15 protein-coding genes and 3 pseudogenes are annotated in these 17154 nt (G+C 52.5%); 12 read left to right on the top strand and 6 right to left on the bottom strand.

Translation table 11 applies throughout. The features are described 5' to 3' along the window. The first annotated feature begins 281 nt into the window (after positions 1 to 281). Positions 282 to 662 (top strand): hypothetical protein, encoded by a 381-nt coding sequence (locus ACR0EV_RS11320; RefSeq protein ID WP_480800172.1) that lies wholly within the window; start codon positions 282 to 284, stop codon positions 660 to 662. Between the two features lie 145 nt (positions 663 to 807). Here the strand turns inward: ACR0EV_RS11320 and ACR0EV_RS11315 are convergent. From ACR0EV_RS11315 to ACR0EV_RS11305, 3 genes and pseudogenes are all read right to left on the bottom strand, one after another. Continuing rightward, positions 808 to 1065, bottom strand: a pseudogene (locus ACR0EV_RS11315) (integrase); the annotation flags it as partial. Between the two features lie 220 nt (positions 1066 to 1285). Beyond that, positions 1286 to 4429 carry an efflux RND transporter permease subunit gene (locus ACR0EV_RS11310; RefSeq protein ID WP_480800171.1) on the bottom strand — a complete coding sequence of 1048 codons (3144 nt, stop codon included), beginning with the start codon at positions 4427 to 4429 and terminating at the stop codon, positions 1286 to 1288. Between the two features lie 12 nt (positions 4430 to 4441). Next, positions 4442 to 5602: an efflux RND transporter periplasmic adaptor subunit gene (locus ACR0EV_RS11305; RefSeq protein WP_480800170.1), complete on the bottom strand. Its 1161-nt coding sequence runs from the start codon at positions 5600 to 5602 to the stop codon at positions 4442 to 4444. A gap of 87 nt (positions 5603 to 5689) precedes the next feature. Between ACR0EV_RS11305 and ACR0EV_RS11300 the strand changes: the two genes are divergently transcribed. Further along, the gene (locus ACR0EV_RS11300) at positions 5690 to 6331 is read left to right on the top strand and encodes a TetR/AcrR family transcriptional regulator (protein WP_480800169.1); all 642 of its coding nucleotides are present in this window, start codon (positions 5690 to 5692) and stop codon (positions 6329 to 6331) included. Between the two features lie 259 nt (positions 6332 to 6590). Here the strand turns inward: ACR0EV_RS11300 and ACR0EV_RS11295 are convergent, their stop codons facing one another. Beyond that, the gene (locus ACR0EV_RS11295) at positions 6591 to 7064 is read right to left on the bottom strand and encodes a cupin domain-containing protein (RefSeq protein ID WP_480800168.1); all 474 of its coding nucleotides are present in this window, start codon (positions 7062 to 7064) and stop codon (positions 6591 to 6593) included. An 80-nt stretch (positions 7065 to 7144) separates the two neighbouring features. Between ACR0EV_RS11295 and ACR0EV_RS11290 the strand changes: the two genes are divergently transcribed. From ACR0EV_RS11290 to ACR0EV_RS11250, 9 genes and pseudogenes are all read left to right on the top strand, one after another. Continuing rightward, the gene (locus ACR0EV_RS11290; RefSeq protein ID WP_480800167.1) at positions 7145 to 7732 is read left to right on the top strand and encodes a TetR/AcrR family transcriptional regulator; all 588 of its coding nucleotides are present in this window, start codon (positions 7145 to 7147) and stop codon (positions 7730 to 7732) included. 304 nt (positions 7733 to 8036) lie between these two features. Continuing rightward, positions 8037 to 8324, top strand: coding sequence for a transposase (locus ACR0EV_RS11285; protein WP_480800166.1), 288 nt, complete (start codon positions 8037 to 8039; stop codon positions 8322 to 8324). A gap of 98 nt (positions 8325 to 8422) precedes the next feature. Beyond that, the gene (locus ACR0EV_RS11280; RefSeq protein ID WP_480800165.1) at positions 8423 to 8686 is read left to right on the top strand and encodes an IS3 family transposase; all 264 of its coding nucleotides are present in this window, start codon (positions 8423 to 8425) and stop codon (positions 8684 to 8686) included. Between the two features lie 15 nt (positions 8687 to 8701). Then, positions 8702 to 8962: pseudogene (locus ACR0EV_RS11275) on the top strand (DDE-type integrase/transposase/recombinase); the annotation flags it as partial. Positions 8963 to 8974: 12 nt separating this feature from the next. Beyond that, positions 8975 to 9067: pseudogene (locus ACR0EV_RS11270) on the top strand (integrase core domain-containing protein); the annotation flags it as partial. After that, entirely contained in the window at positions 9053 to 9274 is a 222-nt protein-coding gene (locus ACR0EV_RS11265; protein WP_480800164.1) for an SDR family oxidoreductase, read from the top strand. The pseudogene ACR0EV_RS11270 and the gene ACR0EV_RS11265, both read left to right, overlap by 15 nt. 10 nt (positions 9275 to 9284) lie before the next feature. After that, positions 9285 to 10136 carry a fumarylacetoacetate hydrolase family protein gene (locus ACR0EV_RS11260; protein ID WP_480800163.1) on the top strand — a complete coding sequence of 284 codons (852 nt, stop codon included), beginning with the start codon at positions 9285 to 9287 and terminating at the stop codon, positions 10134 to 10136. Between the two features lie 201 nt (positions 10137 to 10337). Then, complete coding sequence (acdA, locus tag ACR0EV_RS11255; RefSeq protein ID WP_480800162.1) at positions 10338 to 11573, top strand: 3-sulfinopropanoyl-CoA desulfinase; 1236 nt, start codon at positions 10338 to 10340, stop codon at positions 11571 to 11573. Positions 11574 to 11695: 122 nt separating this feature from the next. Next, entirely contained in the window at positions 11696 to 13114 is a 1419-nt protein-coding gene (locus ACR0EV_RS11250; RefSeq protein WP_480800161.1) for a tetratricopeptide repeat protein, read from the top strand. Between the two features lie 532 nt (positions 13115 to 13646). On the opposite strand, the gene ACR0EV_RS11245 is transcribed toward ACR0EV_RS11250, so the two are convergent. After that, positions 13647 to 14591 carry an alpha/beta hydrolase gene (locus tag ACR0EV_RS11245; RefSeq protein ID WP_480800160.1) on the bottom strand — a complete coding sequence of 315 codons (945 nt, stop codon included), beginning with the start codon at positions 14589 to 14591 and terminating at the stop codon, positions 13647 to 13649. A gap of 468 nt (positions 14592 to 15059) precedes the next feature. Then, positions 15060 to 15971 carry an alpha/beta fold hydrolase gene (locus tag ACR0EV_RS11240; RefSeq protein ID WP_480800159.1) on the bottom strand — a complete coding sequence of 304 codons (912 nt, stop codon included), beginning with the start codon at positions 15969 to 15971 and terminating at the stop codon, positions 15060 to 15062. Positions 15972 to 16262: 291 nt separating this feature from the next. On the opposite strand from ACR0EV_RS11240, the gene ACR0EV_RS11235 reads away from it, so the two are divergent. Next, positions 16263 to 17009, top strand: a complete 747-nt coding sequence (locus ACR0EV_RS11235) for a dienelactone hydrolase family protein (RefSeq protein WP_480800158.1) — start codon at positions 16263 to 16265, stop codon at positions 17007 to 17009. The last annotated feature ends 145 nt before the right edge of the window (positions 17010 to 17154 follow it).

The raw sequence follows: 17154 nt of genomic DNA, 5'->3' as shown, positions 1-17154 counted from the left end.
TGGCCTAAGAACAAAACGCTCAGTACCGTCTCATCGAAATAGATATAGCTTTCAAAAGTGGACATTTTGTCGATCAACAACAATGCAGCTACTTTGTTTCCAGTCTGGAAAATGAAAAAGGTCAGAGCAAAGTTGAAATCATTGCTAGTAGGGGAAATCCCAAGATCTATCACAAGCGCGACAACTATCCCTGCCCACTGGTAGAATGGTTGAACATAGATCGTTTCAATTGAACCGACTGCTTTGGGAAGGCGAGTCGCTTATACGTCGAGGATTCAGACATGTTAAAACTAATCAGAATAGCTGTTCTTACTTCACTTTGTGCGACAATTTTCGGAGTCGCTGTACAAGCTCAGGAACTTCAACAAGGAACCTATCGTGGCGACACGGAGTACAACACAACTGTTGTCGTGAATATCCAAGGCAAACGTGCGTCGGCTTCGATCATCGCCAACGGCTGCCTTGGCGACATTGAAGGACGTCTGGCACGAAATGATGCCGGCCAACTTTATCTGGTCGATGATCTCTACAACGAGTCACAATGCGCGATTGCAATCATTCCAGACAGCTCTACTAGCTTCCAGACAGAAGAAGGACCTGAATGCAGCTACCATCATGGCGCGGCTTGTGATTTCAACGCCTACGTTCGATTGCAGCAGTAGTGATCGCGCAATATTCCTAAATGCAATTTCTTTGAGTCGATTAAGTTTCTTGTTTTCATGGTGGAACTCAAGGGTAAGGTGGCCATCCGAGCGTGCCATCCGTGTTTTTAGGAGTGCTCGACGTGTTTTTCTGCGTCTTGCTTTACAGTGCAGAAGCCCGTTCCATGATCTGACCTGATATCATGACATCGGCCACCTTCATCTTTACTTGATCACAACCGCGGCGCTTACTGTCGATTGCCATGCTGAAGAGTGCAAGGTCGTGATGTTTTTCAGCAAGCTCGAGGCGCGCGCGGATCGCCCAGACATGTTTTGGTTTCAGAGGCCGTTTTTGACCTCCAATACGCCCTTTATTCCAAGCTAGGTGAAGAACGCGAATAGCAGGTAAGTTTTGTGTTTCTATGGCTGATCCTCTGATCCGCCATGCCCGCCCGCAATGACAAACCGACGTTGACACGATGCTTTTTCATAGGATGATGCATGTTGCTCGAATGACAGTGAAGCGTAGAAACCAGACTTTACTTTGCAAAACGGGGCGAGCGGCCCAAAACAGAATTTGAGCCTTGTTTCGAAAAGCTAAGGTTTTGAATTACGCCAACTCGCAAGAAGGAGTAGTTTCATCCTCATTCTGCCACAAGCGTGACAATCGCTTCTCGAGGTTGGGAATGTTGGTTGTTTGCCTCGAATGGTTTGTTGAATTTTCTACGATAAACCAAAGCGAACACAGGCGGAGTGAAATAGAAGGAAACGACAGTCGACAACAGAACGCCGCCGGCGATTGCCACGGCAAATGGTGGCCAAAATGCACCTCCGCCCAATATCAGCGGCAGGAAGCCGCCAAAGGTTGTGACGGTTGTTGAGATAATGTGACGGCTGGACGCGGAAACTACGCGAGCCATGGCCGCACGATCACCTTGGCTGGCCTGTTGGTCTTGTTGTAACCCGGTCAAAATAATGATCGCAGCGTTGATCGAAACCCCTATCGACCCGATGACCCCAATGATCGCCGTTATTCCGAACGGGAACTGCATAACTGCCAGCGACAGCATTGAAAGACCCGCGGACAACACGCAAACGACCAAGGTCACAAGGGTCAATCGGAACGAGTTGAAGGTCAGCACGATGGTCGCGATTGAGAGTGTGACAATCAAACCAACAGAGGCGAGCAAATTGCCTACGGTATTGGACCGGGCATCACTGTCGCCGCCCAGGGACATCGAATAGCCTTGCGGCAACGCAAATCCGGAAGCCTCAAGCGCTTCTAACACGTCCTGCAACGCCTCTTCGGGCAAAACACCGGGTACGATAAACGCCTGAATAGTGTTTTCGCGCGTACCGTCCGTTCGAGTTATAACGCTTTCTGCCGGTTCAATCATGGGTTTGGACAATTCCGACAGCGGAACTGCGGGGAAGGCTCCAGTCGCAGATATCGCAGCTGCATTCGGCAGTAGAATGGGCATACTGACAATCGCACTGAGTTCCGATCGTACTTCGCCTCCCAATCGAACACGCACGGGCAACTGTTCCGTTCCTTCGACCAGCGATCCTCCGGTAATACCAACAAGCGCCGAATCCAGCTGACCAGCTATGTCCGCAACGTCCAGCCCCAGTAGACGTGCTTTCACCTCATCAATCTCGAACCGAATTTGAGGGTTGCCGCCGTTCACACTTGCACGCGCTTGGGTAACCATATCGAGATTGGCCATGACAGAACGAACCTCGTCACCCAGATTGCGTAAAACCGTGATGTCCTGTCCCTGAATTTTGACTTCTACCGGTGCAGCGACCGGAGGGCCCTGAACAAGACTGCGAACGATGATCTGCGCGTCAGGAAAGTCTAAATCCAGACGGCTCTGCAACACTCCGACAAGGCGAGCCGCGTCTTCAGCCGTGTCGGTCGTGATCATGGCTTGTGCAAAACCGGGTTCGCGTGAACGGTTGCCAACAATGTTGTAGTAGAATGCCGGGCCGGACTCTCCAACTGTCCAGTAGACACTCTTCACGCCGTCATCAGCCAGTAGCACTTCGTCAATCTGGCGCGCGGTCGCTTCGGTGGTGGTAATTGATGTGCCACCTGGCATGTCGACCTCGATATAGAACTGGTTTCGGTCGACGCCTGGGAAGAATTGCGCGGTCAGCGTTGGAAAGGCCGCAAAGCCAAGCACGGGCAAGACCAATGCCAAGGCGATGGATCGTACCGGGTTGGCAACGGACAATCGGATTGAGGCCTCGAATAAGCGGGCAAGCGGCGGGATGCTGATGCCGCGGCTCAGCATTCCTGCGTCTGGACGATCGGACAATAACCAGCCAGCAATCGCGGGAGTCACCGTCAACGCCACAACCAAGGACCAGACAAGCATAAGCACCACGGCGATAGCGATGGCGCCGACAAAGTCGCCGGCGGGCCCCGGCAGCAATATCATCGGCGCGAAGGCGAGCGCCGTAGTCACAGTCGACGCCAGTAACGGCGCGGCCAGCCGGCGAACAGCATCCCGCACGGCTGCAAGACGCTCCATCCCATCCTGCAGGCGTCGTCGAATTTCATCGGTCATGACGATGGCGGCGTCAACGAGCAGACCGAGGGCAACAATCAGGCCTGTCACGGACATCTGGTGAATTGGCAATCCAATCATGTTCATCGTCGCCAGAGTTGCCAATGAAACAACAGGCAATACCAAAGCCACAATCGCGGCCGCCCGAACCCCCAACGTAACAAACAAAACGGCCACAACCAGAGCTACGCCAATGGCCATGTTGATCCCAACCTCTGACAAACGATCCGTCGTGTACTGGCTTTGATCAAACAGCAGTATTTCCTGCATGCCCAAAGGTACCGATGCCGAGCCGGTCTCAAGTTCATCCCGCAGAAAGCCTGTCCAACGGTCGATCTGTACGCCGTCCTGCGCCAGAACCCCAACCAAAACCGAGGGTTTTCCGTTGGCAAACGCGATTGAGGACTGCGGTTCGCGTGCGCCCCTGTCCACGCTGGCAATATCTCCGAGTTGCACTACGGCACCGTCCGCATTTTCTCGCAGGACGATGCTTCTAATGCGATCCAAAGTCTCAATTTCTCCGCTGATGCCTATTGTCAGGTCGACATCGGACTGCAACCGCCCAGACTGAACTTTCCCATCTGCTTCGGCGATCCGTTGGGAAATCTCGGCTACGCCAAGCCCAAGCGCAGCGGCCTTGTCCATATCGACGCTTACGAGCACCTCTTCTTCTGGCTGACCGAAATAATCCACTGCTCGTGTAGCAGGTATCGCACGCAGCCTGTCACCCAGAGCTTCGGCATGTCGAGACAGCAGAGTTACCGGGAAGTCTGGATCCTCGGCCGCAACGGCAATGACAGCAGAATAGGCAGAAATGCCCTCGGCATCGAATTCAGGCGGCAAAACTCCTGCCGGAAAGTTCTGGCGCGCATCTTCGACGGCATCCCGAGCCTCGGCCCAAACCTGCTCAATGGTGGCTTCGTCTAGCGTTTCCAGCAATTCTACCGAAACGACCGAAACGCCTGAGCGGGATACAGAACTGATCTCATCTACCTCGGCGATCTTCCGCAATTCCTCTTCGATTTCTGCAGTGACCAGCGCTTCAACCCGTTCTGGGTCTGCACCTGGGAACTGTGTCGTTACAGTTGCGAAGAGGTTGGTAATCGTTGGGTCTTCCTGCCGCCCCAGCGACAGGAATGAAGACAGACCTGCAGACACAAGCACCAAAACAATGAGGGCAACCAGCCGGGGATGACGAAAGGTTAGGGTTTCCATCAGATCGCTCCGTTACTCGCCAGTGCTGAAGGCGACACGCTGACCAACAGTAACTCGCTGCGGTCCTTGGTCGATCAGGACAGCGCCCTCTGGAAACGCACCACGTACGAAAACTCGGTCATCTTCAGCATGCAGTACTTCAACCGTTGCCAAGCGCACAGTCTTTTGCGTGTCAGCAACCAGCAGTGTCCATTGCCCACGCGTACCTTCTTTCAAGGATGTCGTGGGTACCCAGGTTCCCGAACTCTGGACGGGATCAATTACATGCACACGAGCGGTTTGCCCGAAGGCAACATCGGGCCCGTTCCTCAGATCGAAAAGCGCGGTTCTGGTGCGGGTTACCGGATCAATATCGGGCCGCAAGGTTGCAAGGTCGGCCCGATAGCTTTGACCTGCGATCTCGATTTCAACATCAGTCAGTAGCGCCGGATCAACATCAAGAGGGATACCGATCCGAACCTGCGGCGACACAACCTCGACCATACCCAGAACCAGCTCACCCGAACGCAGAGTTTCACCACCGTCCACGTGACGAGCTGTTATTTGACCAGAAAACGGAGCCTCGATGCTGGATTTCTCGATCCGAACGGTTACGTCCCGCAGCGCTGCATCCAGTTCCCCTATTCTGGACAACAATTCATCCTGTCGGGAAACTGCCTCATCTAGCCGAGCTTGACTGGTAAAGCCTTGTTCGATGAGCTTAGCGTTTCGCTCGACCGTTTTCCCTGCAAATGAAAGCTGGGCTGCAATGGCATCACGTGATGCCGTCAGACGGTCGCGCTCAACCTTCAAAAGAGCTACGTCCAACGTTGCGAGAAGCTGGCCCTTAGTGATCTTATCACCCTCATCCACTAAAATTTGATCCAGCGTCCCATTCAATTCGAAAGAGATATCTGCCGAACGTTGAGGTTCGACCTGCCCGATGAACACACGGTCGACTGTGTACGCACTCTCAGACGTGATCGGTGTCACGGATACCGGGGTTACAGCGGCAGCATCTGGTGCGGGTACAGCGTCCGCTCTACGGGTGAGCTCGGATGCGCCAAAGTAAACGGCGGCCGCTGCAACGGCTACAAAACTGACGGTCACTCCCAGGCGCACAGTGCTGCGCAACACACGTACAAACAGGTTCGGTTTGGTCGCTTCAGTAGATGAATTTGCAGGATTCGGCATTTGGGGACCTCATCAAGTTAGTGTCTCTAACATATGTTAGAAGTTCTCACTTTGACAAGAGATACGTGATCTGGCACATGTTGGATCATGAGCAGAACCAAAAAAAATCATTTACCAAGCAGACAAACGGCTAGTCTTTCCGTCAGCAAGAAAGCCTATCATCACGGCGATCTCCGCGCTGCACTGATCGAAGCAACCCGACAGTTGGTTGAAGAAAAAGGTCCCGACAGTTTTTCTGTATCCGAGGCGTGCAGACGCGCGGGCGTATCAACCGCAGCACCTTATAAGCACTTCAAAGACAAGACAGAAATGCTGGTTGTCACTGTCCTAGAAGGAATGGATCGGCACCGAGACAAAATGCTTGCCGCACTGGAAGGCGTTCCTGAAGGATCTCCTGAGCGCATTACTGCCATTGGAATGGAATATATTGCCTTCGCCTTAAATGAACCCGGGATCTTCAGACTGAAATTTGGCGGTTTCACAGACCGTATCGCGGATCCCCGTCTGGAGGAGGGCGGCCAGCAAAGTTTCGGGATTCTTTTGACTGAGGTAGCAAAGTGCCTCGGTGAACCCGGAATCACAGACGAAGTTCGTCGCCGTGGTTTTTTGTTGTGGAGTTTCGTGCACGGGTTGTCCTTCATTCTGCATGACAAAGGGCTTGCGGAGAAAGGCGAAGAGTTCGATTTACGTACTCTTCTTGAGGACGTTTCGGAAAGAATGCTCAGATGATCGTTCTTGAGCCAAAACGAACTCAACCAAGCATTGATAGTGGATAGTCAAAGCCGCTATCACGCCTACGCCTAAACGATTGCTCTGGTTTATATAGAAGACATTTTAGAAAGTGCCGCGCATGTCCGCTATCCAGAATCGCAAGGTCTCGTCGTGGATGTCGGCTTCGGATTGAGCAAGTAGTATCAGGCAGCGCGTACCGTAGAATCTCTAGTTCAAATCCTCCGGTTCGCTGGCTGGCGTACTTTTAGCACATTCGTTAGCTAGGAACGTCCGCTGGCACAAGGATCGTCATTCCCACTCGGTCTGCGACGGCCATGATCGCCGGTATATCTGGCGGTCCGTCTGGCACCGGAATGTCTGTCGTGCCTTCAGGCATTGCTTCACCAGCTTCAGTAAAGAATGTGTCATGCATCGCGCCGGGGGCGTTTATGCAAAGCAACCGCCCGGGCCGCTCCCCGGTACATGTAAAGGCGTGCACTGCGCCATCTGGAACTTTGACGAAGTCTCCAGCTTTGACGTTGACTGTCCGCCCATTCAAAAAGAACTCGAATTCACCATCGAGAACATAGAAGCTTTCATCCTCACCAGCATGATGATTGGGCGGCGCACCGGCACCAGGTGCCGTCTTTATCTCAACAATTGTGCAACGATCTCCGGTCTCATTGGGAAAGGCATGAAAGGTCAAAAGGTTCCCAAGAAGATGATAAATTCGCGGGCGAGGTTCAGTCATTACTGCGACTCCCTTTACTTGAAATATCCTGCTCTTATTATACATATATCCAATTATGAGACAAGTGTATCACAAAGGGCTTGAGATTGGCACCTCGTACAAATCAGATCAACCGAACGCGAGAAGCACTTCTTTCGGCTGCGCGTGACTTGATGTCGGAAGGCAAGGAAGTGACGCTGGCAAAAGTAGCTGAGCGCGCTAAAACCAGCCGTGCGACGGTCTATCGCTACTTTTCTGACCCAAGTGTTTTGGCTTTGGACGCGACGCTTGATCTTGATGTCACCCCGACGTCAGAGCTTCTCAAGGGACTGGATGACGTCAGAAGCCGTGTACATGTCGTCGCGCGCTACTATCTGGAGTTTTCTCGGGTTCATGAGGCGCACTTCCGGCAGTTTCTGGCTGAATCGCTCAAAGCATCACTTGAAGATGGAACGGTCAAAATGCGTGGCGCCAGAAGATTGGCGGCTTTTTCGGAAGCACTCGCACCCGTTCACTCATTGATGGAGCGGACGGAAATTGACGACCTGGCGAAGCGATTGTCCATGACGACGGGCATGGAACAACTAATAATTCTTGAAGACATTTTGCGTGTGGACAAAGCAACTGGCTACCAACTTCAGGAAGGGTTGGTCGACGCCCTGTTGGATCGGTACTTGCCAAAAGACTAAGGCAGTATTCAGATGCCGACTTCATCCTTAGACAACTGGCGGGTTGATACCAGTTGGACGCCCGCTGTGGGCTGCCTGCAGCTATTGCCGCCCAAAGATCGAGCGATCGTCCCGTCCGTTTTCGACCAGTCACCGGCCCTGACTTCATCTGTCGCGTCACCGCGGGTCCGCTTACTAGCCCAAAGTGCAAGTTGCTGCTCCGTGCATCAATTTTCGGCAGTCGCGCGGAAAGGCGACTTTGCAAAGTCGTGTCTTTGCCCTCTAAAATTGGGCCACTACTTTGGCCGAGAAGGGGGAACAAAGGATGGCTCGGAAGCGATACTCGGACGAAGACATTCTGAAGCTGCTGCGTGAGATTGAACTGAAGCTGGCAAAGGGCGACGATGTTCGGACAGCCTGTCGTGGTGTCGGTGTCAGCGATGCGACCTACTACAATTGGCGGCGTCGGTTCGGTGGCATGGGCATGTCGCAACTGTCTGAGTTGCGCAGCCTGGAGAAAGAAAATACCCGGCTGAAGAAGATCGTGGCCGAACTGGAACTGGACAAGCTGATCCTCAAAGAAAGTCTGAACTACATAAAACCGAGGGCCTGACGACGAGCCAACTTCGTCAGGCCGTCATTCATGCTCGCCAGAAGCTCGGCACATCAGAGCGTCGCACCTGCAAGGTGGTCGGCCTTGCACGCAGTTCCATGCAATACAAGGCCGTAGAGAAGAACGATGATGCTCTTCGACTGGCCATGATCCGTCTGGCCAAGAGCTATGGCCGGTATGGCTACCGTAAGGTGGCGCAGCTACTTCGGGTCGAGGGCTGGCGTGTCAATCACAAGAAGGTAGAACGGCTGTGGCGGGAGAAAGGTTTGCAACTCCCGCAGCGGCACAAGAAGAAGCGTCGCCTTTACCACAAGGACAGCTCGATCATTCGACTCCGACCGACGCATCCTAACCATGTCTAGAGCGTCGATTTCGTTCACGACAAGCTGAGCAATGGGCGGAGCTACAAGATGCTCACGGTTTTGGATGAATACACCCGCCAGGAGCTCGCAGTGGAAGTTCGGACCCGCATGGGTTCTGAAGATGTGCTGGAGGTTCTCTACGGGCTGTTCCTGCGCCACGGAAAGCCTGATTTCGTTCGAAGCGATATCGGCCCAGAGTTCTCTTCACGGGCAACCCAGAGTTGGCTCGAGAAGGTCGGTGTGAACCCGATCCGGATCTACCCGGGCTCTCCCTAGGAGAACGGATACAACGAGAGGTTCAATGGAACGCTCCGCCGCGAGGTTCTCAATTCCGAATGGTTCACAACGACCAAGCAGGCACAGATCGTGATCAATTGCTGGCTCAGGCAATACAGCCCCTCACTGCGGCAGCGGTTGGAAGCGACCGGCGACTACGAAAAGGCACGCGCCGATTTCGAGGCGCGCCAGCCCATGAAACGACTTGGAACCGCCGAGGAAGTGGCCGCCCTGGCCGCATTCCTTGCCTCTGACCGCGCCGGGTTCATCACCGGGACCGAACAGATGATTGATGGCGGCTGGACGATCTAGGAGACCGAACTTGAAACTACTCAGACTTGGGGCGCCGGGGCAGGAAGTACCGGCAATCGTGGATGCAGATGGCGCGTGGCGCGATGCTACTTCGCTGGTTCCGGATTGGTCCGGCGCGGCGCTGAATCCTGACTTGCTGGCCAAGTTGTCAGAGGTAGATCTGACAACCCTCCCTGTGATTGCGCCGGGTCAGCGCATCGGCCCCTGCGTTTCAGGCGTGGGTAAATTCGTCTGTATCGGGCTGAACTATTCCGACCACGCCACAGAGGCCGGGATGGAGCCACCCGAAGAGCCGATCCTGTTCATGAAGGCGACATCGGCGATCTGCGGACCCAATGACGATGTGATCATCCCGCGCGGATCCGAAAAATCGGATTGGGAGGTCGAACTTGGCGTCGTGATCGGACGTGAGGCGCGCTATGTCGACGAAGCGGACGCGCTGAGTTATGTGGCGGGGTATTGCGTCATCAACGACTTGTCCGAACGCGCGTTTCAGCTCGAACGCGGCGGTCAATGGGTAAAGGGTAAAAGCTGTGACACCTTTGGTCCAATTGGTCCCTGGCTTGTGACACCGGACGAGGTGGGTGACCCTCAGGATCTGTCCATGTGGCTATCCGTGAACGGCCACAAATACCAAAACGGCAGCACCGCAACTATGATTTTCGGCGTGGCCGAGTTGATCTCTTATATCTCCCAGTTCATGAGTCTACAGCCCGGCGATGTGATCAGTACCGGAACACCGCCGGGTGTCGGAATGGGGCAGAACCCGCAGACTTACCTAAAACCAGGCGATGTAATGGAACTGAGTATTGATGGGCTGGGAACACAATCGCAGCGCGTTGTACCTGTGAGCGTAAGTTGAACTGCCGCTCCTCTGCGCGTTTTGCGCAGGGGACCGGTTCGTCACTTTCATCATCTTTCGACGGCAAGCTTCACTAAGGCACATCCAATTGAGGCGCTGCAAACAACATGAGAAAAACTCAAGTAAAAAACAAAATAATACAATTAGCATAAGATTTACTGGCCATGATATGATGCCTGCAGTCTCTTAGGCGTATACATCATGATCCACGACGCTATTCATCCAAGCGGTCCATCCTTCGAATTGTCCGACCGCCAACGCAAGCTCCAACTTGCGGCCAGGCAGATTGCTGAAACAGTGTCAGGCCCGCTCGCTGCCGAAACCGACAGGTCCGAACAATACCCCGTACGTGTGGTTCAAGCCATGACAGAGGCCGGGCTGATGGGGATGACGGTTCCCAAGCCGCTAGGCGGTCCGGGTCACAGTTATTTCGATGTGACGCTTATCGTCGAGGAACTGGCCGCAAAATGCGGAGTGTCCGGACGGATTGCAGTTGAAGGCAATATGGGCGCGGTTGGGGCGATTATCGCTTATGGTACACCTCAGCAGCAACAGAGCGCCGCATCTCATGTCCTCCTCGGTGATAAGCCAGCCATCTGCATCACTGAACCAGAGGCTGGCAGCGCCGCGACTGACATGACAAGTACGGCTGTGCGGGAGGGCGACGCTTGGGTTTTGAATGGCAAGAAACACTGGATCACAGGCGGCGGCGTCTCTCAACTGCACCTGATATTCGCCCGCGTGATCGAGGACGGCGTTTTCCGAGGTCTCGGCGGTTTCATGGCTTATTTGGGCGAGGATGGGCTGGTGATTGGTGCGCGTGAACCAACACTTGGATTGCGCGGTATTCCAGAAACCGAGGTCATTTTGAACAACCTCCGCCTGCCACTGGATCGCCTGATCACTCCGCCCGAGGGGTTGGAACACGGCTTTGCTGCGTTGATGAACGCATATAACGCACAACGCGTCGGGGCTGCGACGGTGGCGCTTGGTATCGCCCGCGGGGCTTATGAGGCTGCTGTTGATTTCGTCAAAACACGAGAACAGTTCGGTCGCCCGATTGCCGAGTTCCAGGGCTTGCAATGGATGATTGCTGATATGTCGATGCAAATTGACGCCGCACGGATGATGATCTGGCGTGCCGCTGCCAGCGCGGAAAACCAGTCCTTTGGTTTTCCTGATCCAATGCTGGCCGCACAGGCCAAGGTTTTTGCTTCGGAAATGGCGGTTAAGGTCACAAACGATGCCCTGCAATTGCATGGCGCGCGGGGCTATTCACGCAAAACACCAGTCGAGCGCATGCTGCGTGACGCGCGCATGTTCACCATTGGTGGGGGCACGGCCCAGATGCTGCGCAATCTGGTGGCGGGCAAGGTGCTGAACATTAAAACCCCGCAAACACGCGGTGGCTATTTGCCTAAGGTGAGCGAAACGTGATCCGTAGAAAACCAGACCATCAGTTTCGGTTATGATCACGACAGAGTTAAACGCAGCAAAAAAGGTTGCATTTGAGCGTGAGGCCTTCACCCTGATTTCAGCCGTAGTTGGAGGGAATGCCTATGATGGACGCATCTGAAGCGATTGCAGCGCAAAAATCCTACGCCGATTGCCGGGGTGTTCCCGTCTCATACCCGGACACAAAAGCCATTGAAGGGCTGGAGCGCGCTATTGAAATGTCTCTGACGTTTCGGGGCGACGCGATTGCCGAGATTGATGCTGTTTTGGCCGAGCATCCTGAATTTATCATGGGTTGGTTGTTCAAAGCGGGCTGGCTGACCCAATCCATGGAAACCCGCATATATGGTCTGATGGTCGAAGCGTTAAATGAGGCCGAGAAATGCCTGGCAACTGCAAATGATCGTGAAATTGGCCACTATGAGGCGGTGAAAGCCTGGGTCAACGGAGATTTTTACGGTGCCACCCAGAAATGGGAGGCAGTGCTGTTCAAATACCCAATGGACCTTTTGGCGATGGAGTTGGTCCATTACACCGATGTCCTGTTGGGTGACATTGCCGGGCAGCGCGATGTGGTGGCGCGCGCATCAACACTTTGGGATGAAAGCGTGCCGGGCTATGAGTTCGTTTTGGGTTTTTACGCCTTTGGGTTGGAGGAAAACCGCGATTTCTCTCACGCGGAAGAGCTTGCGCGTCAAGCTCTGGCCCTTCGACCAGATCATCCCTATGCGGTGCATGCTGTGGCTCATGTGATGGAAATGCGTGGCCGTCAGTTGGGTGGCGTACGATTTATGAATGAACGCGCCAGCCAGTGGGGTACGTCCAATTTCGCCAATCATCTCTGGTGGCACACAGCGCTCTATCATCTCGATATCGAGCAATACGATCGGGTTTACGAAATCTTCGACGCCCATCTCGATTCCCGACAGAAGGATGGAAACAAATATGAAGAGCTCGATGCAGCGGCGTTGTTGTGGCGGATCAATCTGGTTGGACAGGAGTCGGGAGATCGGTGGAAGCATCTGGCCGACAAATGGGAACCTGCAGCCCAGGACACGCTATATGCCTTCAACGATGTCCATGCCATGATGACCTTCGTGTCGGATAACCGGGATGAAGCTCAGAACAAGCTTCTGTCGGCCAATGAGCGGTACCTGGAAAAAGCCTCGGACGCCAATGTCGCCATGAGCCGCGAGATCGGCATGCCGTTTTGTCTGGCCATGCGGGATTTCAAGAATGAGGATTACGGCGCATGTGTCGACCGGCTGCTGCCGGTGCGATACATGACCCACCGCTTGGGCGGTTCTTTCGCGCAACGTGACATTATCGGCTGGACACTGCTGGAAGCAGCACTTCGCGCTGGCCGCTTTGACCTTGCTCTGGCGCTGGCAAATGAGCGTACAGCGTTGAAACCGACCTCTGCGCAGAATTGGCGAGCTGTTGCACGCGCCTTCAAGGGGTTGGGGGATACGTCGAACAGTGACCGGGCCTCCGCTAAAGCGCAGTCTTTGGTTCATGTCTGAACCAAGACGGGATCGGCCGAAAAATACGTTGTATTTCACCCGTGACATTCCAGACTCGCAGGCCGCTTAGATATGCAGATCGGGTCGTGTCTCTGGTCTGGCAATTTAAGCTGATGCCAGGCGGCTGAATCAACCGAAGTCCTGGGAAGCAAAATAAAGACAAGATCCTTTCGTTTCAGCTTTCCCCAACACAGGTCACGAACACGCGTCTTACTGCTGGATCGATACAGCGGGTCAGTAGGCTGCCTAGGATGCCCAAATTCAAACATTGATTGAAACAAATATGACAATCATCGGCTCGGGATAAACCGGTCTTGCCTGCAAGACGGAACCGTTGTCATCGCAGTCGAAAACTTGGGCCTTCACGTGTCGTGTTGACGCTGACACCAGTTCGTCGGCAGTCTGCATCGATCCGGCTTCTTACGAGGTGCCCACTTACAGCCGAAGACTGTCACGTTCTATGAAGTGAAATCTCCTATGCTCAAATTAGTTCAACACAGAGTCTTGGGTTAAAAAATTAGCCAGATTTAGATCAAACCAACCGCAAACCATCCTCTGTGCGCTCACGTCCTGCAATAACATCCCGATCAAGGTTCGAGACAAAAGTTGCAGTCAAATCTTCATAAAATCTCGATGAATCAAAGTACCACCGATGAGATTTTGATTTGCCGTGGAATTCAGGATTGCTGTTATAAAAGTGCGAGCAATCAAGGTTAACCAGTTTTTCCGATCTATCGTTTGGTGCTCCCACACGCCCGAGCCGCCGCGAGACGCCAACGCGTTTGATTTCAGATATCGACAAAATCTCGTCATGCTTGCTGAAATAGTTTGTAATGCGTGTTGCACGACGCAGCATTGATCTTGAGTTCGAATTACCATCCTTCATGGATTTGCGAGAGATATCGGCCGCCACGAGCGCTATTTGGCTCATCGTCCAGCTGGTTTGAGCGGTTGTGTGGTCGTCATCAGCGTAGTCGAATGCTTCGCGTACCAGAAATGCTCCCATTGAATGAGCGAGCACGTGAACGTTCACATCGCAATCGGGTTCTTGCCTCTGTGCAAACGGGCGAATACCGTATTTCATAAGCTGGTTCGCGGCGTTCCGTGCGTCCAGTCGGTCAAAAACATAGTCCAATGCCCGTCCATTGCTTGGCCAGTCAAAACCAATTACAGCACCCTTGAAACCCGCTTTTTTCAGACCTTTCGTTATATCCCGGTGACGTCTTTCGAGGCCGACTACTTCCGTATTGTAGCCATGTACAAAAAATACGACATGGCCTTTTAGGCACTCCGAAGTACCCGAAGTTCCTGAAGCACCCGAAGCTGCGTGCACATCTTTCATCCAGGCTGTGAAAGACTTTTCGTACTTTTTGGCGGGTTGTTCATCTTCTGGAACACAAAGGAATTTTGCTGATCCCAATCGATTGTTATATCCGTCACCGGATCGCCCCCGCACGGTCATGAAAAAATCCGTCATTCCAAGTATTCCTTTTTTTAGAGTTTCATTTCATTTTGAATTTTCTGATTACTCTGCTTTTCGGCAGAGTTGAGAGGTGTAACTCGTTGTTGAGTTTCCGAAACTGAACGAAGCCCAAGTTAATCTTTCAAGTTTTACAATGTCTATTTTAGAAGCCGAAATTCTGCCTGACGAAAAAGCCGCCTTTTTGGGATGATCTCGGAAGGTTTACATACTCGTCAAGCAAAAATTAGGTTTGACACTGCAAAAGCTCACTAGCGCTGCCCAATTGATCGATCCTAAACGCCTTGTCATCTGGGGTCTTTGCGCTCTCACTCAAGTGCTTGGTTTTGCAGACTTCGGGTTGGGATCGCGCCACCGCAAATGCTCTGCGAACAAAGCTGTGAACAAGCTAGAATTAAGTTAAAGCGTTACCAAGATTGGCTACCAACCCGCCTAAAACCTTACGTTAGTGTTAGTTGTGCAGAGCTACAAAAACCCACTAACTTGCCGCATGATTTCTGGTACATGAGTGTAAGTTACACCGTGCCCTGCACCTTCGATCGTGACACTCACTTTCTTCGTGTTCCATTTGTCGAATAGGTTTCGCGCGTCGGGCCAAGGTATAGTTTTATCCTGGTTCGCGAAAAGAGCTTTGACCTTTATGCTGCTCTGCGATGCAATCGCTTGGTGTTCTTTCATCATTTTCGTCGCCAAAATACCCTTTAACGAAGACAAGAGCGCTTCGACATAACCCTTGTATTCGAGCTCGCGAAGCTGCTTTCTTCTGACTTCCCGAACAGACTTGTTATTGTTGTAACCAAATGCAGCTCTGTGAAACTGCCATCGAAGCGGCAAGGGTAGGGCGAACAAAATATGCGGATCAAAAAACCTTGGGTTCTCTCGTGCTATTCGGCGGAGTTTTGGCGCACGGGTCTCCATGCCTGCAGGCGCAATCAATAGCAGGCGGTCAACATCCGCCAGGCGCTTACTGGCAAAGTGCGCGGCAATCGCTCCACCCATCGAGTATCCAATTAGGTTTAGACGCCTGTCATTCAGACCAAGCGCTTGCAACAGCTGAGTGAGTTGCTCTGTAAATAGTTCTGCGGTGTGGGCGACTTTCGGTCGGTCGGAAAAGTTTCGCCCATACAGATCATAGGTTAATACGTGGTACCCCAAGCCGACAAACTTTTCCCTTAGCTGCTTCCAGACATAACTCCCGGTCGTCCATCCATGAATACAAATGAGAAGGGGATCATTTGGATCGCCGGCCAGCTCGTAATGAGTGTAGCCATGCCCAAGAATTTTAAACTCCCCCGGAGCTTTCTTGCGTGTTGCTGGCGACATGTTTTTTCTATGCTTTTCGCGGATTCGCCACAAATTTTCGCCTATGTATCCCAAAACGAATGTCCTTCAATCATCGTGCTATTATTCAAAATATTAGTAACTATAAGCCGCCTTCAAAAAATAATAAACTCTTGTTATTAGGGAAGCTATTGAGATCATTAGAAAAGAAAAAAGACAACAATCGAAACTAGCAAACAATTAGTAAGCACATAGAACGCTGGTGTTCGGTCATTCTACGGGGAACGTCGCCCTTAGGACGTCTGAAGAAAACATCTTGCCAGCTCATTCCTTAAGTTGAAGAGTGCTGTGCTTCGTAAAAGCTTGGCCTTGTATTGGAGATACACAATGACGCAATATCCGTTGGTGGCTGATTTTCATGAGCCAATAAAGATTGGTACTGAGTTTACGCTTCCTGTCTACATAAGTCAGAACGGTGAGATACCGCTGATTGTTCTGCATGAACTTCCAGGTATGTCGGATTCATTTATTTCCTTTTGCCGTAACATGGCAGGTAAAGGTTTTAAGGTTTACATGCCGCTTATGTTTAAATCACCGGGGACAAGTATGAACCGTGGGCAGTCATTCGCGTTTTGCTTGTCCCGAGAATTTCGAAATTTGTTCTCTACTAAGACCGCCTCATGTGAGCGACCGTTTGCGTCATGGTTACTTGATCTGGTCCAACACGTTTCAGACCGCCATCCAGATGCCAAGATTGGTATAGTTGGGATGTGTCTGACCGGTGGGTTTGCGATCGCAGGGATCGCGTCTCCCCAAGTCCACGCTGTCGCTGCCTGCCAACCATCTTTCCCGTTCGCCTTCAAAATCAAGACTTTGGGGCTCTCAGAATCTGAGCGTGAAGATGTGAAAGCAGGCTTGGCCGGTAAAACATTTCCTTGCGTAAAAGCTTATCGGTATCAAAGAGATAAGTTTTGCAGAGAGTCACACATGAAAGCGGCAAAAGAGCTTGTGGGAGACGCTATGGAAAGATTCTCACCTGACCTTCCGGGCAAAGGACATTCCACACTGACTACAGACACTGCAAGTCCGCAGGTTTATGATGACGTCCTTGAGTTTTTGAAAAGGCGGCTTTGACCCGTTGCACTGCCTGCCTTCGTTTCCATTGATGGGCGGCGGAGCGACCCAACAGCCGTTTAGTAGACCAAAAAGCGGTGGATTTCTCAAAAGCCGGAGGCGACTGACGTTGCGTTTACTGCATTTGTGGGCGTGACGGCGTCGT

Source organism: Ruegeria sp. CF8, from assembly GCF_056537285.1.
This window is presented reverse-complemented; position numbering and strand designations above follow the sequence as displayed.